The organism is Natrialba sp. PRR66, assembly GCF_034808065.1.
Classification (GTDB): domain Archaea; phylum Halobacteriota; class Halobacteria; order Halobacteriales; family Natrialbaceae; genus Natrialba; species Natrialba aegyptia.
Window position 1 is genome coordinate 350,964 of the sequence record NZ_JAXHGN010000002.1, and the last position, 22,558, is coordinate 373,521.

General features: G+C 56.9%; 25 protein-coding genes. 12 read left to right on the plus strand and 13 right to left on the minus strand.

Annotated features, from left to right (window positions below):
* Positions 1–969 (minus strand): acetamidase/formamidase family protein, encoded by a 969-nt coding sequence (locus SM755_RS07895; RefSeq protein WP_323172184.1) that lies wholly within the window; start codon positions 967–969, stop codon positions 1–3.
* Between the two features lie 247 nt (positions 970–1,216).
* Here SM755_RS07895 and SM755_RS07900 point away from each other — a divergent pair, with 247 nt between their 5' ends.
* The 3 genes from SM755_RS07900 (at position 1,217) to SM755_RS07910 (ending at position 4,002) form a co-directional block, all read left to right on the plus strand.
* Positions 1,217–1,894, plus strand: coding sequence for a class I SAM-dependent methyltransferase (locus SM755_RS07900; protein WP_323172185.1), 678 nt, complete (start codon positions 1,217–1,219; stop codon positions 1,892–1,894).
* A 104-nt stretch (positions 1,895–1,998) separates the two neighbouring features.
* Positions 1,999–2,772, plus strand: a complete 774-nt coding sequence (locus SM755_RS07905) for a Nif3-like dinuclear metal center hexameric protein (RefSeq protein WP_323172595.1) — start codon at positions 1,999–2,001, stop codon at positions 2,770–2,772.
* Between the two features lie 339 nt (positions 2,773–3,111).
* Positions 3,112–4,002 (plus strand): hypothetical protein, encoded by an 891-nt coding sequence (locus SM755_RS07910; RefSeq protein WP_323172186.1) that lies wholly within the window; start codon positions 3,112–3,114, stop codon positions 4,000–4,002.
* 161 nt (positions 4,003–4,163) lie between these two features.
* Here SM755_RS07910 and SM755_RS07915 read toward each other — a convergent pair whose 3' ends face one another.
* Entirely contained in the window at positions 4,164–4,577 is a 414-nt protein-coding gene (locus tag SM755_RS07915; RefSeq protein WP_323172596.1) for a pyridoxamine 5'-phosphate oxidase family protein, read from the minus strand.
* Between the two features lie 76 nt (positions 4,578–4,653).
* The gene (locus SM755_RS07920) at positions 4,654–5,367 is read right to left on the minus strand and encodes a glycosyltransferase (RefSeq protein ID WP_323172597.1); all 714 of its coding nucleotides are present in this window, start codon (positions 5,365–5,367) and stop codon (positions 4,654–4,656) included.
* 276 nt (positions 5,368–5,643) lie between these two features.
* On the opposite strand from SM755_RS07920, the gene SM755_RS07925 reads away from it, so the two are divergent.
* The gene (locus SM755_RS07925) at positions 5,644–5,898 is read left to right on the plus strand and encodes a hypothetical protein (protein ID WP_323172187.1); all 255 of its coding nucleotides are present in this window, start codon (positions 5,644–5,646) and stop codon (positions 5,896–5,898) included.
* 423 nt (positions 5,899–6,321) lie between these two features.
* Here the strand turns inward: SM755_RS07925 and SM755_RS07930 are convergent, their stop codons facing one another.
* From SM755_RS07930 to SM755_RS07955, 6 genes are all read right to left on the minus strand, one after another.
* Entirely contained in the window at positions 6,322–6,624 is a 303-nt protein-coding gene (locus SM755_RS07930; RefSeq protein WP_323172188.1) for a hypothetical protein, read from the minus strand.
* Positions 6,621–6,911, minus strand: coding sequence for a hypothetical protein (locus SM755_RS07935; protein WP_323172189.1), 291 nt, complete (start codon positions 6,909–6,911; stop codon positions 6,621–6,623). Before SM755_RS07935 ends, SM755_RS07930 begins: the two co-directional genes overlap by 4 nt.
* 137 nt (positions 6,912–7,048) lie before the next feature.
* Positions 7,049–7,357 carry a hypothetical protein gene (locus SM755_RS07940; protein WP_323172190.1) on the minus strand — a complete coding sequence of 103 codons (309 nt, stop codon included), beginning with the start codon at positions 7,355–7,357 and terminating at the stop codon, positions 7,049–7,051.
* Positions 7,338–7,877, minus strand: a complete 540-nt coding sequence (locus SM755_RS07945) for a hypothetical protein (protein WP_323172191.1) — start codon at positions 7,875–7,877, stop codon at positions 7,338–7,340. Before SM755_RS07945 ends, SM755_RS07940 begins: the two co-directional genes overlap by 20 nt.
* On the minus strand, positions 7,843–8,085 hold the full coding sequence (locus SM755_RS07950) for a DUF2080 family transposase-associated protein (RefSeq protein ID WP_323172192.1): 243 nt from the start codon (positions 8,083–8,085) through the stop codon (positions 7,843–7,845). Before SM755_RS07950 ends, SM755_RS07945 begins: the two co-directional genes overlap by 35 nt.
* 295 nt (positions 8,086–8,380) lie before the next feature.
* Entirely contained in the window at positions 8,381–9,265 is an 885-nt protein-coding gene (locus tag SM755_RS07955) for a hypothetical protein (protein WP_323172193.1), read from the minus strand.
* Positions 9,266–9,543: 278 nt separating this feature from the next.
* Here SM755_RS07955 and SM755_RS07960 point away from each other — a divergent pair, with 278 nt between their 5' ends.
* Entirely contained in the window at positions 9,544–11,055 is a 1,512-nt protein-coding gene (locus SM755_RS07960; protein WP_323172194.1) for a hypothetical protein, read from the plus strand.
* Between the two features lie 72 nt (positions 11,056–11,127).
* On the opposite strand, the gene SM755_RS07965 is transcribed toward SM755_RS07960, so the two are convergent.
* A complete protein-coding gene (locus tag SM755_RS07965; RefSeq protein WP_323172195.1) occupies positions 11,128–11,580 on the minus strand; it encodes a hypothetical protein in 453 nt (150 codons plus the stop codon).
* A 163-nt stretch (positions 11,581–11,743) separates the two neighbouring features.
* Between SM755_RS07965 and SM755_RS07970 the strand changes: the two genes are divergently transcribed.
* Entirely contained in the window at positions 11,744–12,778 is a 1,035-nt protein-coding gene (locus tag SM755_RS07970; RefSeq protein ID WP_323172196.1) for a hypothetical protein, read from the plus strand.
* 111 nt (positions 12,779–12,889) lie between these two features.
* Here SM755_RS07970 and SM755_RS07975 read toward each other — a convergent pair whose 3' ends face one another.
* Positions 12,890–13,555 carry a hypothetical protein gene (locus tag SM755_RS07975; RefSeq protein ID WP_323172197.1) on the minus strand — a complete coding sequence of 222 codons (666 nt, stop codon included), beginning with the start codon at positions 13,553–13,555 and terminating at the stop codon, positions 12,890–12,892.
* 248 nt (positions 13,556–13,803) lie between these two features.
* Here SM755_RS07975 and SM755_RS07980 point away from each other — a divergent pair, with 248 nt between their 5' ends.
* Positions 13,804–14,868 carry a hypothetical protein gene (locus SM755_RS07980; protein ID WP_323172198.1) on the plus strand — a complete coding sequence of 355 codons (1,065 nt, stop codon included), beginning with the start codon at positions 13,804–13,806 and terminating at the stop codon, positions 14,866–14,868.
* A 308-nt stretch (positions 14,869–15,176) separates the two neighbouring features.
* Here SM755_RS07980 and SM755_RS07985 read toward each other — a convergent pair whose 3' ends face one another.
* Both SM755_RS07985 and SM755_RS07990 read right to left on the minus strand, forming a co-directional pair.
* Positions 15,177–16,400, minus strand: coding sequence for a hypothetical protein (locus tag SM755_RS07985; RefSeq protein WP_323172199.1), 1,224 nt, complete (start codon positions 16,398–16,400; stop codon positions 15,177–15,179).
* Between the two features lie 198 nt (positions 16,401–16,598).
* Positions 16,599–17,255: a helix-turn-helix domain-containing protein gene (locus SM755_RS07990; RefSeq protein WP_323172200.1), complete on the minus strand. Its 657-nt coding sequence runs from the start codon at positions 17,253–17,255 to the stop codon at positions 16,599–16,601.
* A 165-nt stretch (positions 17,256–17,420) separates the two neighbouring features.
* On the opposite strand from SM755_RS07990, the gene SM755_RS07995 reads away from it, so the two are divergent.
* The 5 genes from SM755_RS07995 to SM755_RS08015 all read left to right on the plus strand — a co-directional run bounded on the left by SM755_RS07995 (position 17,421) and on the right by SM755_RS08015 (position 22,527).
* On the plus strand, positions 17,421–18,620 hold the full coding sequence (locus SM755_RS07995; protein ID WP_323172201.1) for an FAD-dependent oxidoreductase: 1,200 nt from the start codon (positions 17,421–17,423) through the stop codon (positions 18,618–18,620).
* A 157-nt stretch (positions 18,621–18,777) separates the two neighbouring features.
* On the plus strand, positions 18,778–19,818 hold the full coding sequence (locus SM755_RS08000; protein ID WP_323172202.1) for a hypothetical protein: 1,041 nt from the start codon (positions 18,778–18,780) through the stop codon (positions 19,816–19,818).
* Positions 19,819–19,997: 179 nt separating this feature from the next.
* Complete coding sequence (locus tag SM755_RS08005) at positions 19,998–20,441, plus strand: DUF2085 domain-containing protein (RefSeq protein ID WP_323172203.1); 444 nt, start codon at positions 19,998–20,000, stop codon at positions 20,439–20,441.
* A 59-nt stretch (positions 20,442–20,500) separates the two neighbouring features.
* Positions 20,501–20,935: a TM2 domain-containing protein gene (locus SM755_RS08010; protein WP_323172204.1), complete on the plus strand. Its 435-nt coding sequence runs from the start codon at positions 20,501–20,503 to the stop codon at positions 20,933–20,935.
* A gap of 251 nt (positions 20,936–21,186) precedes the next feature.
* Positions 21,187–22,527: an FAD-dependent oxidoreductase gene (locus SM755_RS08015; RefSeq protein ID WP_323172205.1), complete on the plus strand. Its 1,341-nt coding sequence runs from the start codon at positions 21,187–21,189 to the stop codon at positions 22,525–22,527.
* Positions 22,528–22,558 lie beyond the last annotated feature (31 nt).

Genomic DNA, 22,558 nt, shown 5'->3' on the forward strand with positions numbered 1-22,558 from the left:
TCAGAACGGCGCGGAGAGATACGCCTTCGGAACCGCGTTTCGAACCGTGACCAGCGGGTCCACGACCTGGCTGATTTCGAGGCCGCCAACCAGACTTGCGAACAGGTAGGCGTCCGTCGTGTCGACCTCGTGTTCCGCGGCCAGCAGTTCGATCGCGTCCCGAGTCGCTATCTCGCAAGCTGCTTCGAGCGTGTCCGCGCTCGCGACCGGTTTCCAGGCCTCGGGGGTTTCGATCAGCGGGCGCTCGAGTTCGGTTTCGGGGTCCGAGAGCACCTCGACCGTCACGTCGATGGCCGTTCGGATCTCCGCGCCGGTGCCACACATCTCGCCGTCGGCCATCGCGGCCTTGCAGTCGCCCATCGCGAGCATGGCACCCGCCTGAAAAACGGGGAAGTAGACCGCGTTTCCGGCGCACAGATCCGTCGTGTCGAGGTTGCCGCCGTGGTCGTGCGGGACGAGCGTCGTGTGCGATTCGGATTCGGTCGCGACGCCGATCGTGCCGATGAGCGGTTCGACTGGAACGTCGGCGTCGATTCCCGCGATGGAGAGCGTCGCGTCGCTCCTTTCGGCTCGTTCCCCGTTTCCGTTTCCGTTTCCGTCTCCGTCGCTCTCACTCTCGACGGGCGTGATCCGGGACCGGGGTGCCTCGATTCCCTCGTGGCCGTCGAGTAGCCCGAAGCCGTCGACCGAGATGACGCGGCCACGATCCTCCGTCAGTCGGATGTCGTCAATATCGACCCGCAGCACGTCGCCGGGTTCGGCCCCCTCGACCGCGATTGGTCCCGTCGCGGCGTTTACCTCCGCCGGAACCGACTCGAGCACGTCCGACTCCGACTGGACTGCCCCGTCCAAGCTATCTCTGGTTTCGACCGTCAGTTGCGCGCCCGACTCGACCGTCGCGATCGGCTCGAGTTCAGGTGTGAACTCGTAGATGGCACCCGTCTCGTGGCTGATCGTTCGCCGTGACATGGGAAGTGATACGAGGCGCTGGTAGTAAATTGGGGTCCCGCGGTCGGCGCGCCGGCGGTGGCGAGCCGGCTGTGACCACAGCTATATGACCCGCGGCGGCGGTAGGCTACTCGCGGGCGTTGTTCGAGCGGACAGCGGATGAGTGAATAGCGGATAACGGAAGCAGACGAGCGGATGAGCCGACGTGTCGCCGTCGCGGTGTGGCGGCGACTGCAGCGGAACGTTGCGGTACCGAGCTGATGTAATCATGAACGTAACCGATGTCCACGACCGCTGGGAATCACGCTCGGGTGCCTATTCACCCGAATACTACGCGTACTACGGTCCGAACGCGACGAGCGAGGCGATTCGCCGAACGCTGGCTCGTTTCGTCGACCCCGATGCCACCGTGCTCGAACTCGGCTGTAGTTCGGGCCGCCACCTCGCACACCTTCACGACCACGGCTACGAGAACCTGTTCGGCATCGATATCAACGAGACCGCCTTCGACGTGATGCAACGCCATTCGCCCGATCTGTTCGCCGCGGGAACGTTCTACTGCTGTCCGATCGAGCGCCTGGCTCGCTCCGTCTCGGCCGATCGATTCGATGTCGTCTACTCGGTCGAAACGCTTCAGCACGTCCACCCGGACAACGAATGGGTGTTCGACGAACTCGCTCGAGTGGCCGGCACGACCCTTCTGACGGCGGAGAACGAAGGACAACGTCCCACCCGAGATGAATCTTCGTCCACCCCACCCGCCGACTCGTCTGCCAGCGAAATCCGCCACGTCGACGGCGTGCCGCTTTACGTCCGCGACTGGACCCAGGTCTTCACCGACCGCGGACTCCACCCGGCCGAGTGCGAGCAAACTGAACTCGAGCGCCACACGCTCCGCGCGTTTCGTGTCGATGATGCACCGAAGCCACCGGAGTCTGACCGTTAGGTCGGCGGCTTGCCGCTGGCTGGCCACTGCTTGCCGCTCGCCGACTGCGTCGCGCTCGATCGCAAGGATACAAGCCGCCGCCGGCCTAACGCGGGAGTATGAGCATGCAACTCTCGGCGTTCGTCGACCGCCTCGACGAGACGCTCGGAACCGCCGACTACGCCGACCTCGACGCCAGCGCGAACGGCCTGCAGGTCGGCCCCGACGAGGGCACCGTCGAACACGTCGCCTTCGCCGTCGACGGCGTCGAAGAGACCTTCGAGCGGGCGATCGCGGCCGACGCGGACGCGCTGGTCGTCCACCACGGCATCTCCTGGGGCGGCTTCGACCGCGTCACCGGCCGCACCTACGATCGACTCGCCCCACTGATCGACCACGACCTCGCACTGTACGTTTCGCACCTCCCGCTCGACGGCCATCAGGAACTCGGGAACGCCGCCGGCGTCGCCGACGCGCTCGACCTCGAGAATCGAACCCCGTTCGGTGAACTCGGTCCCGAGTTCATCGGCCAGCGCGGCACCGCGTCGGAGCCGTACACACCCGCGGAGTTGCGCTCGCGACTCGATACCGAACTCGAACCCGACGGCAACTCGGTCCAGTTGCTCGAGTTCGGTCCAGACGAGATCGACGAGATTGCGATCGTCACCGGCAGCGGCACTGACTGGCTGGACGAAGCCGTCGATGCGGGCGCGGACGCGCTCGTGACCGGCGAGGGCAAACAGCAGGTCTACCATGAAGCGCGGGAGGCGGGTATTCACGTCGCGCTGGCGGGCCACTACGCGACCGAGACGTTCGGCGTCCGGGCGATCCAGGAGCGGGTCGAGGGGTGGGAGACTGAACTCGAGACGAGTTACTTCGACGTTCCGACAGGACTGTAGCCGAGTAGTCCTCGCGGGTTTTCTCGTTGGTGGAATCTCGGTGTAGGCCGTCATTGACCCGCGATGTGACGGCATACGCCGTGACGAGGCGCTGTAGCGATACCGTACTATTAGCGGTGGGTGGCTAGATGTCGCTGTCACTGCTTGAGAGGAGGTCTGCGTATTGATCGGCTGCTGCGTGTGATACTCGAACGCCAGGATACTGTTTGCTCTCGTGAACGGTCTGCAGCCTGTCGATAACAATAGGTGATGCGTCGCAATTCACTCGCGTTCTCGGGGCGGCTCCCGGGGAAATCACAGAAACCAATGTCTCAAGAGATACCTTCCAGACGAGAGTGGTTGCGAAGGGTCACCGTTACGTCCGCGGTGATCGGCGGCGTATCGGGAACTGCCGCAGGTATCGTTGCCGGCGGCGATACCGCGGACGATGGTGACGAGGACACCAGCGAAGCCGATACTGCAGACGCTATCTGTGCTCGTGCACCGCCGATTCGGCTGACCCCTGCGTGCGGCGATACCGACGAGAACGCAGACGGGCCGGTCTTCTGCATCACCAACGATAGCGAGCACGCGGTCTCACTCGAGTGGCGCGCCGTATCACCGCCCGACGAACGGATCGAGTTCATCGACTGCCGGCGGATTCGCGTCTTCGGCAAGTTCGCCGACGTGATCGTCACCGCGACGTTCGTCGGTGCCGGCGATGAAGTCGGAAACGTCATCGAGCCGGTCGGCGCGGTCGACGGCGAGCGGACGATCGACGTACGTGAACTCGAACAGTTCCCCGACGGTGCGATTATCGGCTCCGTCGAGGCGTTCCGGGAGGAACCGGTCGTTCCCGGTATCGGCGCGCTTACGGCGTCGAATCCGCAGTTCAGTGCGTGTCAGGAGGTGGTCTTCGGCGAGGTAGCGGTCGGTGACGAATCGGATGAGCGGGTCGCCGAGAGCGAGAGCGACGAGGAATCCGGTCCCGATCCGGCGACGCTCGAGACGGTGACGGTCCCGGCGGGTGCGACGACGTGTTTCACCGCCGATGTCGATGCGGCCGACGGTCCGGTCGCAGTGCAACTGTTTCGAGAGGGCGCGATGATCGCTGACCGATCGAGCGCCACCGTCAACTCGTGTCCGCTTCCAGTTCGCGTTGGACGCGCCGATCCCGTGACGGTGCCGACTCGCCTGTTACAGTCGACACTGGGTGCGTGTGATCGCAGCCGTGAGCGACGCGACGAGTAGCCGTCCCTCGATCGCCGTCCTTCGGGGCTCTCGCGACGCGCTCTCACCGCACGATCGTCGCTTTACTGCTTCACTGAGTGGATACCCGTCTTCTTCGGGCGACCGCCCGTCTCTGATTCCACACGAGCGGTACGGTCCGGCTTGGAATCACTCCGGCGCTGTCAGTAAGTCTCGTAGGTCGCCGACCCCACCTCGACTCGAACGAGCGTGTTCTCGTCGTAGGCATCCGGTCTCGCGCCGTACTTCTCGTTAATTTTCCGTCTCGCCGCTGCCGTTTCGGCGTCGCCCTCGATAATCGTCGCCGTCCCGAGCAGTGTCACCATCCATCGCGTTCGTCCCTCGTCGTCCGCCTGTACCGACAGCGACACGCGCGGATTCGTCCGGATGTTCTCCAGCTTTCGCCCCGTCGTCACGAGTTCAACGACATCGTCCTCGTACCGATACCAGACGGGGGCGACGTGCGGGCGTCCCTCGACACAGGTCCCGAGATGGGCCATGAGCGGTTCGCTCTCGAGACGGTCCGCGACTTCTGGGGGGACAGTGGACACGGTTCCCTGACCGACGAGGACGGCCAAAAGCGGTTCCCCGGCGGGTCCATGCCCGTTCTCGAGACCGGTCGCTGACACGCCACCCGAGAGAAGATAACCGCAGTTAGGACCGCAGTCGTTGCGCATCCAACCGAACGTAGTGCCAGAGCGTTCCCGTCAACCCCGACTCGGCGATCCGCCGGCCTGAACTCGCGACCAGCGCGTCCGGGGCGTAGGCCGTCGGATACCGGCGCGCAAGCCGACGACTGAACGCCGTGTCCTCGTTCGGGACATCCGGAAAGCCGCCGACATCCTCGAACGCCCGCCGATGGACGAAACAGTTGAACCCCGGCAAGACGGGCCGCTCGAGTCGCGGAAACACGTGGTTGATCGTCGCCTCCATCACCTTCGCCCGCCACGGTCCCGTTATCCGACAGCGCGAACTCGCGGCTGCCAACCCGTTCGCCTCGACGAAGCCACACATCTCCGTCAGATAGTCCGCCCGGACCCGCGTATCCGCATCGATAAACGCGAGCCACTCGCCGCTTGCACGTTTCGCTCCCATATTGCGCGCCGTCGCGATACTCCCACCGGCCTCTTCGACGATTGTCGATCCGTACTCCCGTGCAATCGCGCGCGTCCCATCGTCCGAGTTCCCGTCGACGACGATAATCTCGAACTCGAGTGCGGTGTCGAGCGCGGCGAGACTCGAGAGCGTGCCGCGAATGAACTCGGCCTCGTTTCGCGCCGGAACGATAATGCTCACCGCAACAGCGGGTGGCTCATCGGCAGTGCTATCGGTGTTGTCGGCAGCCAGTTCACTCGAGACGTCGATCATGTCTTGCTCTCGGTTCGCATGCGCTCGCATTCCGGTGTTCGCCTCGGTATCCTCGCTCTCGTCCACGTACTGCGCTCGGTTATCTGCCGTGAGTTTAGTCGTGGCGGTTACGGCTGGTGCCGATACATCATTAACATTTATTATGGTTGGGCGTAACGGTCCGCGTACAGATGCCACGTGTACGTGTAGCCGGCCTTCACGCAGCTCGTTCCGCCCGCTTCGACCGCCGAACGCTCTCGCCGAACCACATCACACACTCCACCCATCCCGACCGATATGAGCACACGACACTCACAGACGACTGATTCGACACCGACCGCGTCCAGCACTCGATCCACTACTCGGCCGCCCGCTCAAGCCGACTCGATCGCTCGCTCGCAATCGACCACCGCAAGTGAGCCGTCGACTACCGAGATCGAATCACCGTCCCGCGCACCCGCAACCTTCTCCGCCACTCACACCGACCGCCTTCGAAACCTCATCGACGAGTGGAACACCGCCTTCGCCGACGCCCACACCGACCACGACTGAACTCGATCCAAACCGTCTTGGTCGTCTCCCTCTTACGATCGGCCGGCCGATGACGATACACCTGCTCCGAGCCGGACTCGGCACCCGGTAACGACGAGCCCTATGAGTGCCGAGGCCCCATTACACCCCCATTTTGCATAAATACAACTCCCCTACCGGAGAATAACTGTACACCTTGGTAAATTTCCGTCAGACTGGGGCCAAACTTACGTACTTGTGGCATTTTCCTGCTGTACCTGATATCAGTTAGTGGCCTCGGTCACCATAGGCCACGGCTCTAACCTTGGTTATCTCCCATTGACAGTACATCATTATCTGATTACTGACTGCTGATCACAACGCCGTGTGTCACACAATCACACGGCCAGCACAAAAATCCTACCGGGATATATTGCTGCAATTCCGTAGTATGATGAATTGCTTCTATCGACCGCCGAGACCGCCACGGCCTCTGCTGCCACCTAGACTCGCAAAGAAACTGTAACTCGCGAAAGCGATCACTGCAATCGCGATCCAGGTTTCAAGGCTTGAAGCCAACTGGAACAAGCTGTAACTGATAGAGAGCGATGTACCGATCGTGTCATAGGCTGCCGTAAACGACCCTTCTGTCGGCCTCATAATCACATACATCTGCGCTACAGCGTAGAAGAGAACACCGATAGCCAATCCTATGAACGGGCCAACAACCAGAGTCACAAGCGCATCACCTACATTGTTCTGACTCATAGTATCCTCCAGTGCGGGATGTCGTAGTGAAGCACCAGTACTACTCCTCCGATCATGGTAGCGCCGATGAGTAGCGGACTCATCGCGAGAAAGATTGGCGCCGTGTATGCGGCAATAATACCAGCTGCCCCGATTTTGGCGAGTTTGAGGAGTGCAGCCTTTTCCTTACTCGTCAAACTCCCACCTCCAAGGTGGTAGCCAGCACTGGTCGAGTATCCAAATACGGGGGATAGCAGTATAGCGGCTATCGCTGCAATTACCCCTGTGACGAGGAGACTGATCGCCATACATTTCTGAATAAACCATTGACACGTAAAAGTGAAAGGTAAAATTACGATATGAAGAAATTTGAAATGTCTATGTGAGGTTCTAACGGATACTTTCGGGATAATGAGAGCAATCGACCGAGACGTTTTCGTAGTCCTCACTCAGTTGTATCACCTCTTTTTGGGATATAGTCTGGAAAGTATCGGTCAGAGACCTCCTTTGCATCCTCGAGAACCGCTCTCCCGATCGTCAGTACCAGCAGCCCGTGCACGAACACGAGACCAAAGAAAGAGCCAACCAGTTTTTCCACCGTTAGATCACCCGTGATGCGGAACATGGATGACATGGCTCCGAAGAAGAACCCTAACACGAACCAGAATGACATCATCCGGCGAAGCTCTTCGTGAATATCAGCCCATACTTCGACAAGACTTGTGATGTATGCTCTAATCCCAATTAGCACCACCGTTCTGGACGTATCCCGCCTCTTTAAAGTCATCAAAAAGGCTTTCCAAGGAGCGTTTTGAGGGTCGCCGGATAGAGAGACCGGACCAGTCGATCTCGAATTCTTCGTGACTGGTAGCGTGTTCCAGTGCACGTTCCTCAAAATCACGGCGGTCATGGAATCGGAAGCTCTCCCCACAAACATCGCAGATGGCTTCGTGGGTGTTCTCATAGAACTCCTTCATCTCCTCTTTCATGGATTCGATTTCTCGTGTGAGGTCGTCGATCAAGATCTGAAGACTCTCGGCCAAGCCGTTGAGTTCGTATCGTTCGGCCTTTTGCTTCAGCTGTCGCAGTTCTTCTCGAGTCACCGTACGCGGCTGCTCTTGGAGTGCGTGGAAATACCGTTCCTCGACTACTTCCTTGATCGCCTTCTCCACATCCCTTCTCCGGAGTTCAAATCGGACTTCTTCGCGTACTGCGTTTCGTAGTTCTTCCTCGTCCAGTTCAATCACCCTCTCTGCCAGTGTTCTGTTGCTCATCTCCGGCCAGTTCGACGCGGAACGTCTTTCCACAGAACCGCTCAGGCACCAAAATGTGGGCGCTGTTGCCGCAGGCTTTGGCCTCCAGCGTTTCACGCCACTCCTCAGTCCCGTCTACCAGCTCTGCCTGGAAGGTTTTGCCGCGGAACCGTTTCGGAACCCGGATGTGAGCGCTATTGCCGTACGGGTCTGCGTCCCGGGTCTCCACTCACTGCTCCACCGCCATGAGTACATACTATGTAATAATATTTAAATGAATGATCCAGCCGCCATGACGCTTCGAACGTTCGGAGTTTACAGAATCAACCAATTCCCTTACTGCAGCAAGCTCGCCGCTACTGCGGGAAGGACGTGCACATACTCGCCAAGCCCCAGAGGGCCACCAGAAGTTACTCCCATGGCGCCTCATCCGGCTTCCACGGCTCCGCCGCCTCATGCGTCAACTGGATACGATCCGGTGACACCAGCAACGTACTATCACACCGCGTACACCGATACTTATCTCAGCCAAAGATACCGGACGACCTCCCCCAGATATGCGTATGATCCGGCGGCGTCCCCTCTTCGTCAACCGGCCGGATCGACACCGGATATTCTACCGATCGCCGATCCGCCGCCAACACCCGCTCACCTTCAAAATACGACGGCACCGTGTCCGTACTCCGCAGCCGCCCACGCTGATCATCAAACACGCACGTCTCGATCTCGACCCCACACCGGACACAGACACGGTACGCCTCATCCGCCGGTACCAACAGATGGCTGCACTCCGGCACCAAGTCAGTCGTCGTATATCGCGCATCCTCTTCTTCGTCCGGTGTAATCAACCGGTCCGGTGCATCCAATGCCGGCGGCGCATCCCAATACGACGCAAACGCTGTATCCTGTCGCTCATCGAACGCCGCATCCATCTCCTCCACCAGGAATCGGTCATCCGTGAAATCCTCGACCGTCGCCCAGTACACGCTGAAGTCCTGCGCGAGGTAGTCGTGTGTCGTCGTCCGGATATCCTTCTCCACGTTCAAATGCTGGACCTCAACGATCACGCCATCCCCGAAAAACCGGTTCGAGTCCGTGAACTCGAGGAGTGCATCGGCTCGGCGCTGATCCACACTGGTGTCCGTCGCTGCCACGTCAACCGTGATCTCCGGCCCACACCGCGCATAGTCCTCGAACCGTTGCCGGAGTCCAGATACCGCGAACGCTTTCAGCTTTTCGTGGGTGTCGGACTCGGCCGGTCCCGGATCACCGCCTGAAGCAGTAGCGGCGGCACAGCCACCGACGTTGTCGATGTGGTAGAAGTGTCGGACGCGGCCGTCATCGAACGGGCCGCGTACCCGCATCCGGCCACCGCAGCTGGTGCAGTAGACGGTGTCACTGTCATCCACATCTTGGGGTATGACCGTGCGGTCGTCCTTACAGGCGATGAACGGCATCTACAAACGGTGTTGTACGTCAATTCCAATGAACGTATGGTCTGCATGACGGCAGTCCCAGCCTGCCGTCTGAAAGCTAGCTTTCCTGTATTTCGTTGAAATTGGCGTATTACCTAGTCACTTAAAGAAGAGGAATCCAATCATACCAACATATGCATGAATCCAGGTTACAAAGAGCCGTATCCCGTATAAGAGGAGGTGAAAACAAAGAATCACATATCCAACTAGAGATGGAGCGGATCAAGCGGCAAGCCAGAGATGATGAAGACACTCCCTCTTCGGCCGACGACGCACTGGAGGAGTTAGATAAGATCGATTTCGACCATCCCATAGTACCTGCACTTAAGGGGTTAGTCCGATGGGAGGCCGAGCGAGACTACCAGGATGGCGCTGTACCCGCCTTAGACGCGTACCGTGACGCAGTCGATGAGACTGTTGACGACGGATGGCACAACGTTGCTGTCCATGCCGCTCAACAGGCGGCGATGGTAGCAGCAGACATCAATGACAACGACGAACTCGACTTCTGGATACCGCGGATAGTGGACCTGTTTGACCAGCACTGGGAAACGATCACGCCCAATACTCGGGGAAATTTACTGCACGCATTTCCACGGTTACAGCACTTTGCTGACGAAGATACACTCGACGACTTCGAAGAGGTCCTTGAGTCAGCAGCACAGGCTTCGCATGAGAAACAGGAGTACGATACCGAACGGCGGTTCCTCAATGCTCTCGTAGATCTTCGGCGGCACCGCGATCGAGATTTCACTCCGCAGCAGGAGGCGCTCATCGACTCGTATAATGCCGAGGCCGAGGCCACTGAGGAGCGCGGTCAGATGTACCGAGCAATCGTGTTCCAACGAGCCTTGGATGATTGCACCGAGTTCGCTGATGAGGAGCAGATCAGGGAATGGAAGCAAGAGCTACGAGCTGCAAATAGGGCGGCGATTCGCGACGAGATGGTGGAATTCGAGCACGAACCGAGTGAAGACGAGATCGAGGAGCTCGAAAACTATATTGATGAAATTGTTGACCAAGCCCGTGAAATCTCGCAAAACGAGTTTGGCGGCGCTGCATTGATGTTTCTCCTCTCCCGGAAAGACTTCCTCCCGCAGTTAGAGGAGCTACGGAAGACGAGAGAAGGGGCTTCGATCATGGAACTGGTGAGCCAGCGCCACATGACGAAAGAGGGAGATGCGATCCCGGACCCGGAGGATCGAACACGACCCGGCAACTACAATATCTCCGTCCAACTCCGAGACAGTGTTTTGACCAGCATCTTGTTCCGCGTGCTTGAAGAGGACATTATCACCGAGGGCGATCTGTACCTGTATCTCTGGTCAGTGGACGATCTGACTGTCCACGACATCGCCTACTTGACCGATTTCATCATCGCCGTGTTCGATGACCGATACGCCGACGCACTGCATATCGGAGTTCCACGCCTAGAGGGAGCGATCGCGTCTATCCTGAAAGCGCGAGGATATGAAACTGCCAGCCTACAAGAGGGGTACACGACACCGGTCCCATTACCGGGATTACTAAACATGCTTGAGGAGGACATCGATGAAGACCTCGTGGAGTATCTTCGATTCAGGTATTCCGATATTTCGGGGCAACGCGTCCGAAACCAGGTTGCCCACGGACGTGCCGAATATGGATTGGCCGCTCCCCGGATGTGTGCAATACTGCTCTACGACATTTTCCGGTCGATTAGCTGGATCGAGCACCATCTGTGAACCTTCTAGAGGCAAAATACCCGATGCAGCGTTCCATCTGAACATTAGAACAATCGGAAAATACCCTTCTAGTCAATCCTCGTCCACAGGATGCTCAAACCGCTGCAACCGATACGTTCCCTCGATATCCTCCCGTAACCGTTTCTCAATCTCGGATACGTCAAACGGACTCATTCCTTCGGTCTCAAGACTTCTCGTCCACTCCAAGAACGATTTATCCATCACTACCGACTTTGCCGTTTGTCCGTTTTGCTTGGCTCGGCAATACGCTGCCAATCGGTCAGCCAGATATTCCAGTTCATCAGTCGAAAACAGGCCGGTTTCGACAGCCTGATCCAGATTATCAGCCGTCTTCTCATAGAAGCGCGGCGGATGTCCCTTCATCTCGGGTCGGTCATGCACAATCCGGTACAACTGCGTATGCAGCTGCTTCGCCAGTTTCCGCTGACGCCAGTATCCTCCACCCAATCTCACAACGAAACCAGACACTTTCGACCCGGCCGTAACCAGTAAATCCCACACCATACCTGATATTGGACCTCGTTTATAAAGGAGTTTTATCATTCCGGTTAGCACTGCTTTTTCGGGTGAGAGATGCAAGCTCGTTCGCCGTTGGCGGAGGAGGACTGTACATTAGTTGAAGAACCCATACAATTCATATCAATTGCGTGTCTATGACCATGATACCGTGTTCCTCGACGAACTCGACAGGGAGACAGCCGAGGACATCATAAACAAGTCACCGCCAGCGTTTGATCCAGCCGATACTACTGTCATCTTTCTTGATCAGAACAAATGGGGTAATCTCCACGAAGGTCGCCACGACCCAGAATCCCCGTATCGCGACACATACGAAACCGTTGCCGCCTCTGCCAATAACGGAACCGCTGTTTACCCGTTCTCATTGGTACGGCAGGCAGAAACCGACGAACATCCTGATCTCAGATTCCGCCGCGAACTCTACGAGCTAATGCTTGATCTCTCCCGCAACATCTGCTTCAAAAACTACTTTCTCGTTACTAAGGCCGAACGTCGCGCATATATCACGGGCTGCATCCCCGGCCAAACTGTACCGGATATCACTGACGACATGTTCGATCGCGGTCTTGTCTCCCCCCTCGGCATGCCTCGGGTCAAGGGGATTCCCAAGGAAGATAACGAGATGTTGCATCGACTTCTCCGATCTGAACGCGTTAGCCGCCTGATGATACATGACGACGACTACCTTACGGAGGCCGCCAAATTCCAGCAGCAAATCGACGAACAAGATCTTCAGAAGCGAGAGGACGTCCGACAACGATCCAAAGAACTTGGTGACACCGACGAGGAACGCTGGAATATTCTAGTCGCCAGAAATCTCGCTCAAAACTTTTTTCCGCTCCTCTATCACAACGCTCAACAAGTCGACCTCAACATCCAGAGATCGGTCCACCAAGACCTGCGGGAATACGGCTTTGACCTCGAAGAATTCCTTGCCCAGTTCCCGGCCTACTACTGCCAGTTCGTGCTCTCTCATGGACGCGACTTCCACTGGGATCGCGAAATCGAAGCCAACGATCTTGAAGACATGATGTCTTTAGCCGCCGCCATTCCCTACAGCGACGTCGTTGTCACCGAGGAATTTTTCGCTGGTGTCGCCTACAAACACGACCTTCACGAACGCTTCAACACCACTATTCTCACCGATATCACCGACATCAAAGGCTACCTTACTGACCACTGAACAACCGATAATACCATCCTCAGAGCACCCCCGACAGGCGGCGCGATACCTCTAAAATACGAATCTCGAGGCGCTATGAAACCGCTACACTTCAGATGATGGAATCCACAATTACAGGAACAGGCTCACTGCCGCGATGATCTGGAGCCCGAATCCGACGATAAACAGGGATGCTCCTCGATGCAGCCAGCGCACCTCCATCTGCTGTTTCTGCCCTTCTACAAACTGGTTCAACCACCCGTCGACAACGGGCTGAGGAGCAGTGCTCTTCACCTCTTCATCCCGCGAGACTTCATCACCATATATAAAACTCACATAGCCGACAGCCCCCATCGCACCTGGTTCTCGCGGATGAACGAAATCAGGCCGTTCCGAAAGCTCCGAATGTTCCAAGATCACGTCCACTGTTTCTTCGAACCCCCCGTCGTCCGCTTTCAGCGTGTCTTGGTTAACGAACAGTGTCCGCCGAGCAGCTTCAACCCGCTCGTCCAGATCCGTATCCCGCAGATACTCTTCTGCACGCGGCAAGTTGCTCAACCGGAAGAACACTGACCCAATTCCGGCGAACACCAAGCCCTCTAGACCGACAATTCTACGGACCACCTCGAACGGAAGGAGTTTGACTGCTACAACGTTTCCGACAATCAGAGCGACGATTATAACCACAAATCCCACTCGGTATCGCGTTACCGTCATGCTATCCGATAGTACTGACCACTGATATGAGTTATCTATGACGGCAATGCGGTTCCAGTCAACAACGTAGATGTTTGCCATTCCGCCGAAGAATCGGAACCACATTACGTCAATATCGACCGCACCCTCTGCCGAGTGATCTGTAACAATGGTTGCTTCCTCGAGCGGGTCAGCACCAACAAGTTCGATCTTACCGTCGATGGTGATTTCGTAACTTGGTAGAGCGCCTCTTGACTGGAGAGTCTCTTTGTGAGAGTCAGTCTGTTGTTCATAACAGATAGTAATCTGAATAGTCCAGATATAAGTAGAGTACTGCTCTATACCGCGATATGACTGTCAGAAGCCGTCTCAGTACCCTTTTTTCGTGGGATAACGGTCTCATCGCCGTTATTCTCGGTATCCTTGCTCTACTCCTCTGGCAAAGCTGGCTTCTCACCTCGGAAGTTACCCAACAATTTTCCAACCGTGTTGATGCGATGAATGTAGCTACGACTGCTCTCCTCACTTTGGTGCTTATCGGGGTGTATGTGAAGATGGCGAGAGACAATAACAAGCAAACTCGCCAAATGGCTGAACAAGTCGACTCTATGGTAGATCAAACCAAGAAGATGGAACGTCAACTGGAGTCGATAGAACTTCAGACCGAATCCATGGAGCGGCAAACTGAGGAGATGGAAAAACAGGCTGAGCTTCAAGAACAAGTGACTGAGATCCAACGACGGCAACAACGCCTCATGGAAGCCAAGCATCAACCAGAACTTGTTCTCCAAGATACATTTTCTGCAGACGGAGACATACTCATCCTTGAACTATCAAATAAAGGAACGGGATTAGCGAAGAACATTAGTTTGGATATTGATTTCCTTGTGAATAAAAAGAACAAGAATACTAGATTAGTTCCTATTGAGGAGAGGGTGGTATCGGAAGAGTATGAGGATGAAAAAAGAGGAGAAATAATAGTGAGACGGGGCTTTAAAGAAGTCTCCCACTCTCTTTCACGCTCTTCTGAATCTAAGACCCCATCAGTAGATGTTGGGACTGTATTACCAGCTGGGGAGACTGATCGGCTAACTTCGGAAGTGAGATTGTGGCAGTATTCAGGGGCTGCCGCTTCTCCAGGAGACGGTCATCCTGCCTCCTTCAGTGAAGCAGTAAGGAACCTCCAGGATATGGGTGTCAAAGTTCTCGCGTATCGAATCAAGCTTACCTACCAGAATATCCTTGATGAGGATCACGATCCTCAGCACTTAGCTACGGGTGCAGTTCGAATCCCTGAAGACCCGTGCCTTCAAGATCTATTAGACGCTCGACATACAACAGGAATTATGGACTATTCTTCAGTTCCAGTTGTAGAAACAGGATTGCGAGCTGAGTTTAATATTCCGCGATATTAGCTACAAACGAGATCTATCTGATTTCCAGTACACTGTTTACCTGCTTCCTTGGGGTGGAATAACTCCTCACACCTCTATCGAACCACCACAATTCTGGTGGAACGTCGCATCCGTGGTCGTTCACCAGACCTATAGAGAAAGTCAATGTCTGTGACAACTGATATCAATTTCGTGTGGTACGAGTGCTGAGGCCTTCGGTTTACGCGTAGTATCAGTCAGTTCTCGACCAACAGATCGATCGTGGGTTCCAGTAGCAAACGAGAACAGAGCCGTCAACGGAACCGCCCGAAAATTCGTATCTCGGCCGTTCAGTTCGGATCAGTAGCCCATCTGCGACAGGTGTCGCCTTCCGCCCAAACCGTTCCGTCCGGCGGAAGTTCCCAGAGCCCGAATAGCTTCGCTATAACACTCGGCTCCGCCGCCGATTCCATTCGATACATCTCCGGTGGGAACGGTTCCACTGCCGTATTGACCGAAAGCGAGAGTAGCTCACGCTCGAGGGGAACATCGTCGGGCAGCGTTCCGATCGGCTGGCCGTCTTCGTCGATCAGCCGACGGACGAACAGCCCAGAATTGACCTCCCGAAGCTGATCGCGGTCGTCGCGATAGACGTGGAGGACGTAGCAGTTATCGGACTCACCGATAGTCGTTGCCACGTCCCTGTAATCGATCTCGGTCGTCTCGATCGAGGCGTGACCCTTGCAGAGGACGATATCACTGCCGCGTTCCCCGGGTGCGAATTCGCGAAACGGATCGACAATCGTGTTCCGCTTCCGTCGCCGCTCCGACCGCAGTTCAGCGATCGATCGGCGCTCGAACAGATACTCGTATGTCGAAATAGGGGGACCGGAATCGCACTCCGCGTACGTCGGTGCGGGGAAATCGCGTTCTCGAACGACCACGCTTCCGGTCGCCAGTTGCCGGACGTTCCACGCGGGAGCTCGTTTCGTCCGGTCCGCACCACCGAAGAAGTCGAACCACTCCAATCCAAAGACTGTTATCCACGGGAGCTGCTCGAGACCGCTCTCCGGAGGGCGGTCGGCGGGGAAAATCCGCTTCGGCCGGTCGTCGTAGATGTCGGCGAACGCGTACCAGGGATCGAACCGTTCTGATAACTCGAGGAACAGGGTCACGAGGAGTTCCGTCCGCTTTTCGACCGTCTCTCGAGTATATTCGTCGGTGTCGAATATCCGGGCAGGTGGTCCCCATATTCGGACGGGCGCTGAAACTCGCATCTCGGTCTCGAAAAGCCGAACGGATAACTGGTACTCGTGATTTTCGGGGCTCCAGAACTTGATTCGTCCACGGCCGACGGAACGGATTCGATCGACGAGAAACTGTAATTCCGCCGTTGTCTCCCAGCCACCGTATCCGACCTCGTCTTGTCCCCAGGTCCCGAAGACGAACTCCTGACTGCTGTCCGTCGATACGGTCGAAAATCCGCTATCCTGAATGCGCCGCACAGCCGACCGGACCGGCTCACCGGAAAACTCATCCAGAAACAGGTGAATATGGGGGCGTAAGGCGCTCATTCGTGTGGTTTCGTTAGATTGCGCGGTATTATATTCGTAGGTGGTCTCGGTGCTGTGTATAATACAAACAACACAGTCCCAACTAAAAACCTACTGCGGCAGGATCGGTGTACCCGTAAGTCGTTCCTGTTCGAGTGCCGAGGCCCAACTACTACCGGAACTGTGATTCCACGGGCAGCGCTCGTACATGCGCGACAATTACCGAACGAACGCACCGAACACGCTCTCCTCCACTTTTCGGAGATGCTCGCCCTCAGTTGATGTCGCAATTCCGACGACGTTCGCCACATCGTCGAGCGTGGACTGCCGAGGCGCACTGTAGTACCCTATCTCGACCGCTACTTCGAGCACTTCCCGTTGGCGCGTCGTTAATTGTCTCGTGAGCGCCGCTTCGTCCGGGTTGTAGTCGCCCGTTTCGACGACATCGAACGCGATAGCCGTCTCCTCGACGGAGTCGCGAAACAACTCTCGAAACGCAGCGTCGCTTCCCAGATACGTTATTCGGAGCGAACCGTCGGCGGTGAAGTAGATGGGCGTCTCGATAACGACGTTCGACTCGCGTTGACGTTCCAGCAGACATCGAGTCGCGTCCGTCGGTTCGAACTGACTGACGGCCATCCACCGATCCACCCCGGAGACGAAATAATCAACGACATGGGGGGAGTCCCGCATTATATCCTCGTATCGGTCCCGATCACCGCTCCCCTCGGCGAATAACAGTACCGTGTCGTCGGCGAGATGTTCGACGTGGTGAATCGCCTCCCGCTCGATCTCTGACGCGTTCGAGAGTGTCTCTCCGAGCGGGTGGAACGAACCGCTCTCGACGGGGTGAACGAGAACCGTGAGATATCGCATACGTACGAGAAGATACCCGGCGTGCTTTAAACCGGCGTAGATAGCCGGCAGCCGAAATTCGACGGCTCAATGCGAACCGACAGATATGGAACGAAACCAACTCGTTGGACGCCGCGAACACCTCCGTAGTGACGAAATGACCAGCAGTTCGTGCCGAAAGCGCCAATGACGACAGAGAGACCCGACATCGCTATCGTCGGTGGGGGGATCTGTGGACTGACCACGGCGCTCGCGCTCGAACAGCGGGGATGGGCACCGACCGTATACGAGGCCGCGTCCGAGTTCCGTCCAATCGGCGCTGGAATCCTGCTACAGACAAACGCGTTGCTCATTTTGGACCGCCTCGGAATCGCCGACCGCGTCCGAGAGTCAGGCGTTCCCCTCGAAGACAGTTCGATTCGGTCCGCGAACGGACAAGTGTTAACGCGATTCGATCTGGACCGCGTCGAACGGGCCGACTTCGGCTACGGCTTCGTGGCGATACACCGCGCCGAACTGCAGCGGATACTCCTTGAGGAACTCGATGCCGAAGTCAGAACCGGAATGGCGTGCAAAGCGGTGACTGACACGGATACTCCGGCCGTTCGATTTACCGATGGCACGCACATCGAACCGGACATCCTCATCGGGACGGACGGTATCGACTCTGTCGTCCGGGACGCTGTCGCGCCGAACGTCGAACCGCGAGTGCTGGACAGTATCGCCTATCGAGCCATCGCAACGGTAGATTTACCCGAGCAGCACCGAACTCGAGGGATCGAGGTGTGGGGCGAGGGGACCTACACCGGTGGTGCACCCATCGACGAGGATCGGTTCTACTGGTTCGCTACGGTGTCGGAGTCCGCGGTGGAGTGGCAAACCGACTCGCAGCCGACGAAAGCGATGCTACGCGAACTGTTTTCGGCGTTCCCCGCTCCGATCCCCGCTGTCGTCGAGTCGATTGATACCGATACCGTGTTCAGTACCGATTTGGCGGATGTCCCGTCACTCGAACGGTGGCATCACGGGTCAGTCATTGTCGCCGGCGACGCGGCCCACGGAATGTTACCGTTCGCCGGGCAAGGTGCGGCACAGGCCATCGAAGACGCACTCACGCTGGCCCACGAAATCACTACGCGCGGAACGTCGGCGGCGGCCTTCGAGGCCTTCGAGACCAAGCGAAAACCAAGGGCCGATCGGATTCGAGTCGAGTCCCACCATCTGGGGGCCCTGAGTACGATTCAATCGCGAGTCGGCACTCGAATACGAAATCTCGCAGTTAGAGTGCTTCCAGACGCAACTTTTCGGCGTGCCCGTCGACGACGAGCATTGCACACGTCACTTCCGGAGACTACTGACTCCGACCAGCACTTCGATATCCGGTAATAGGTACCTGTTCGAGCACCAATATCTTCTATTTCTCTACGCATCACTTCCCTAGGAGACTAAAATATCGATCCCGAGTTTCTTCTTCGCGACTACCAAGTAGACGGGAGATTGTCAGTACGGAAGATACATTATACAACCGAATAATCCCCAGCTAATGTATCTCTACATACCGGATGAAATCGATAGAAAACGAGCTCACCACCAAGCGGTGATCCAAGGAGCAGACGAGTTAGACGTCAAGCGTATCGGGAATCTCGGTGAACTCGCATTCGAGCAGTTCTGTCGTGAGTATCTCCCTGTCGAGATGTGGGAATGGGAAAATGAAGCGGCGATCCGGCGCTGTAATTCTGAGAGTTTCTCCGGCCACGATTTCGATGTCTTCGGATACAGGATCGACGTGAAAACCTCGAGAGACGTTTCTGCGTTCCGGCCGGCAAAGATCCTCGAAAACGACCCAAATGATGATATTATTGTGATGGTTTGGCATCGCGATAACGAGGATGCACTCATCCTTCTTGGATGGGAACGAACTGAAACACTCAAATCGAAAGTCAGAACGCAGGAAGCGTACTCCGGTGAAGAACCCGAAAAACTCGCTCATCTCGCTGCTCGTCCGATGAACGAATTACAGGATTTGGGGCCAAATACGGCACATATGAACCAAAAGCCGCAGAACCCATTTACGCCGGGTGATCGCGTGGTAAAAGCGGAAGATAACGATCCATCAGTCGCGGTAGTCGTGGAGGTGCTCCCGCCGGAACAAGATGTCAACCTCTACGGCCAGACGATGGATGGTGAGGCGGTCTGCGTCGCATTTCCGAATAGTCTCGATGACGGACCAGGGAACTGGCGGGAGATCCACCCTGCAAAGTTGGCATCCTACTGTGACGATCAAAACATCAAGCTCTACACCTACAAACACACGAATCTCGAATATCCCGATAATCCGTTTACTCCGGGCGACTACGTCATCAAACCGGATTACGACGATCCGGATCTGGCAGTCGTTCTTCAGGTTGCAGACACCGGGGATGGTGATCGAAATCTTACCATCGCATTTTGCAAACACCTCGAGAAAGAGTTCGGCGAACGGACGGATATTTCGCCGGCAGATCTCCGTTCACGCTGCGATGAAGCGGAAATCAAATCCTACTCCTACGACCACGGGGACCTCTCTTTCAAACACCAATATTAATCCCATTGCCCCCTTCCGGTAGAACTGACGGTGGACGGTTGTACGAACGATCCTCAAACGCATACTGAGAGATCGGTACTGCTTTGAGTTCGTGGATGGACACATCGCTAGAACGTCGATGCAATCCGGCGGGATTCGTGAGTGTTCGATCGGAGTTTTCTGCCATCCGCTTTCAGACTATGAGAATCGATACGACGGAACTTCGAAAAGGACTGTCCGAAACGGGACGGTTCGTACTTTCACACCACGTGCCTGCCGAGTTCTATCGCTGTTATTCGCCCGTCGTCTTCGGTCGCCGAGTTCACATTTGTGCTCGATGTGCAGGCGTCTATCCGGGGATCGGGGCGGGGGTACTCGCCACGTTGGGTGGCCCGGAGGTGGCACCTGCTACCGTTGTGTTCCTGGTTGCGCTTTTGCCAGTTCCCTCCCTGGTCGATTGGAGCGTAACGACGTTCAGCAGTCGCCGTGGGTATAACCCCGTTCGGACGGTGACTGGATTCTTGCTCGGGTGTGGCTACGGACTGGCTATCGCGCATCTGCTGTTCGAGTCGATGGTCGGTCTCCTCGGAATCGGGGTCGGATATGCGATTCTTGCGGGAATACTGCTGTACTACTCGTGGTGATAGCGGTATCCAACAAGCAGCTATTTAAGACGAGTGTGTGAAACACGGGCGAGAGCGGAATGAAGCACTGTAGCAACTGTGGGGAGCAACTCGACGACGGAGCGGATGTGTGTCCCAGCTGTGGGGTCGATCAGACGACGCCTCTCGATGGCGGGCCCGACCGGTCTGGTGGCGAAAAGTACTGTGTCGAGTGCGGTGAGCGGATAAACGCACAGGCAGAGATCTGTCCGGAGTGTGGCGTTCGACAGCCCTCCTATCGCGGATCCGGTGTTGATTCGGATCGGCTCGCAGCAAGTATTTTGGCGCTGCTCCTTGGAACGCTTGGCGCACACAAGTTCTATCAGGGAAACGTCAAACTTGGCGTCATCTACCTGTGTTTCTTCTGGACGGGAATTCCTGGGCTTCTTGGCATTGTCGAGGGCATTCTGATGTTGGTTGCCGACGATATCGAATACGAAGAGAAGTACGCCGACGGAAGCCTACTCGGAATGTAAGCTCCGTCGCTTTCGACTATCCGCGTGGAATCTGGTGAAACAGTGCCGGTAGCAACGGTAGTTCACTACCAATTTCTTTGAAGTGTATCTGTATTGTTCGAAGAGTATTCCGAGCTAACGCGCCTACAGGCTATTTTATCGCACAGCGTTCAACTGCCGACATGGGGTTCGACGATCGACGAAAATTCGATCGAAAAAACACGAGTTATTTGTCCGGAGGACAGTTATCGAGATGACTTTCCCAATCAATTATGTCTGGCAAGTACGACCTCATCATCGTCGGGGGCGGTATCAGCGGGGCATCACTTCTGTATGCAACCGCGAAGTTCTCCGATATCGACTCCATCGCGCTCATCGAAAAGGAATCGGAGACCGCGGCGATTAACTCGAACCACACGAACAACTCACAGACGCTTCACTTCGGCGACATCGAGACCAATTACACGCTCGAGAAGGCCGAGGAGGTAAAGGAAGGAGCGGAACTCCTTGCGGGGTACCTGGAGAACCACGACGCCGACCGCGAGATGCACGACAAGCGAAGCAAGATGGTTCTCGGCGTCGGCGACGAGGAAGTCGCACAGCTCGAGCGGCGCTACGAGGCCGAAGGCTTCGGCGATCTCTTCCCGAAACTCCAACCGATCGGCCGCGAGGAAATCGCCGAGTACGAGCCCAAAGTCGTCGAAGGCCGCGATCCCTCGAAGGACATGCTCGCACTGCAGACGCCGGACGGCTACGTCGTCGACTACGGTGCAACGACGAAGTCGTTCGTCGAGCAGGCCCGCGAGGAACCCAACGTCGACATCTACAGCGGCACGAAGGTCACGGACATCACGCCGACGCTCGACGGTTACACTATCGCCACGACCAACGGCCGCTTCGATTGTGACGCGGCTGCCGTCGCCGCCGGCTCGCACAGCCTCCAGATCGCGAAAGAACTCGGCTACGGCCAGGACAAGGTGTTGCTCCCCGTAGCAGGCAGTTTCTTCCTTGCAGACGATCTGCTCAACGGGAAGGTGTACACGCTCCAGATGAAGAAACTCCCGTTTGCCGCCGTCCACGGCGACGCGGACGTTCACGATTCGAGCATCACCCGCTTCGGCCCCACTGCGAAACTGGTCCCCGCCCTCGAACGCGGCCGTCTCTCGACGGTACGGGACTTCTTCGACGTATTCGGGTTGAACGCCGCAGCGTTCCTCAGCTACGCCAACATCCTTTCGGACCGGATCCTTCTCCCGTACGTTCTCCGAAACCTCGTCTACGACCTCCCCGCAGTCGGGCCGCGCGAGTTCCTCCCGCACGTCCAGAAGGTCGTCCCGAGCGTCGAACTCGAGGACATCGAACGGGCGAAGGGCTACGGCGGTGTTCGACCACAGATCGTCGATACCAAGCGCAAATCCCTCGATATGGGTGAAGCAAAAATCGTCGGCGACGACATTCTGTTCAATATCACGCCGTCGCCGGGCGCGTCCACCTGTCTGCAAAACGCACTGCAGGATACGCAGACACTCCTCGAGTTCCTCGACGGCGAGTTCGAGTTCGACGAGGAGGCGTTCCGCGCGGAAACGATCGATAACTTCCCCCGTCCAGCATAAGACGCCTGCCGGTCTGAAAACTGCCACTCTT

Bases quoted from the DNA above. Each gene is read 5' to 3' on its own strand.
- SM755_RS07895 (WP_323172184.1), bottom strand. From the start codon at position 969: ATGTCACGGCGAACGATCAGCCACGAGACGGGTGCCATCTACGAGTTC.
- SM755_RS07900 (WP_323172185.1), top strand. From the start codon at position 1,217: ATGAACGTAACCGATGTCCACGACCGCTGGGAATCACGCTCGGGTGCC.
- SM755_RS07905 (WP_323172595.1), top strand. From the start codon at position 1,999: ATGCAACTCTCGGCGTTCGTCGACCGCCTCGACGAGACGCTCGGAACC.
- SM755_RS07920 (WP_323172597.1), bottom strand. From the start codon at position 5,367: ATGATCGACGTCTCGAGTGAACTGGCTGCCGACAACACCGATAGCACT.
- SM755_RS07925 (WP_323172187.1), top strand. From the start codon at position 5,644: ATGAGCACACGACACTCACAGACGACTGATTCGACACCGACCGCGTCC.
- SM755_RS07930 (WP_323172188.1), bottom strand. From the start codon at position 6,624: ATGAGTCAGAACAATGTAGGTGATGCGCTTGTGACTCTGGTTGTTGGC.
- SM755_RS07935 (WP_323172189.1), bottom strand. From the start codon at position 6,911: ATGGCGATCAGTCTCCTCGTCACAGGGGTAATTGCAGCGATAGCCGCT.
- SM755_RS07945 (WP_323172191.1), bottom strand. From the start codon at position 7,877: ATGAGCAACAGAACACTGGCAGAGAGGGTGATTGAACTGGACGAGGAA.
- SM755_RS07960 (WP_323172194.1), top strand. From the start codon at position 9,544: ATGGAGCGGATCAAGCGGCAAGCCAGAGATGATGAAGACACTCCCTCT.
- SM755_RS07965 (WP_323172195.1), bottom strand. From the start codon at position 11,580: ATGGTGTGGGATTTACTGGTTACGGCCGGGTCGAAAGTGTCTGGTTTC.
- SM755_RS07975 (WP_323172197.1), bottom strand. From the start codon at position 13,555: ATGGCAAACATCTACGTTGTTGACTGGAACCGCATTGCCGTCATAGAT.
- SM755_RS07980 (WP_323172198.1), top strand. From the start codon at position 13,804: ATGACTGTCAGAAGCCGTCTCAGTACCCTTTTTTCGTGGGATAACGGT.
- SM755_RS07985 (WP_323172199.1), bottom strand. From the start codon at position 16,400: ATGAGCGCCTTACGCCCCCATATTCACCTGTTTCTGGATGAGTTTTCC.
- SM755_RS07990 (WP_323172200.1), bottom strand. From the start codon at position 17,255: ATGCGATATCTCACGGTTCTCGTTCACCCCGTCGAGAGCGGTTCGTTC.
- SM755_RS07995 (WP_323172201.1), top strand. From the start codon at position 17,421: ATGACGACAGAGAGACCCGACATCGCTATCGTCGGTGGGGGGATCTGT.
- SM755_RS08000 (WP_323172202.1), top strand. From the start codon at position 18,778: ATGTATCTCTACATACCGGATGAAATCGATAGAAAACGAGCTCACCAC.
- SM755_RS08005 (WP_323172203.1), top strand. From the start codon at position 19,998: ATGAGAATCGATACGACGGAACTTCGAAAAGGACTGTCCGAAACGGGA.
- SM755_RS08010 (WP_323172204.1), top strand. From the start codon at position 20,501: ATGAAGCACTGTAGCAACTGTGGGGAGCAACTCGACGACGGAGCGGAT.
- SM755_RS08015 (WP_323172205.1), top strand. From the start codon at position 21,187: ATGTCTGGCAAGTACGACCTCATCATCGTCGGGGGCGGTATCAGCGGG.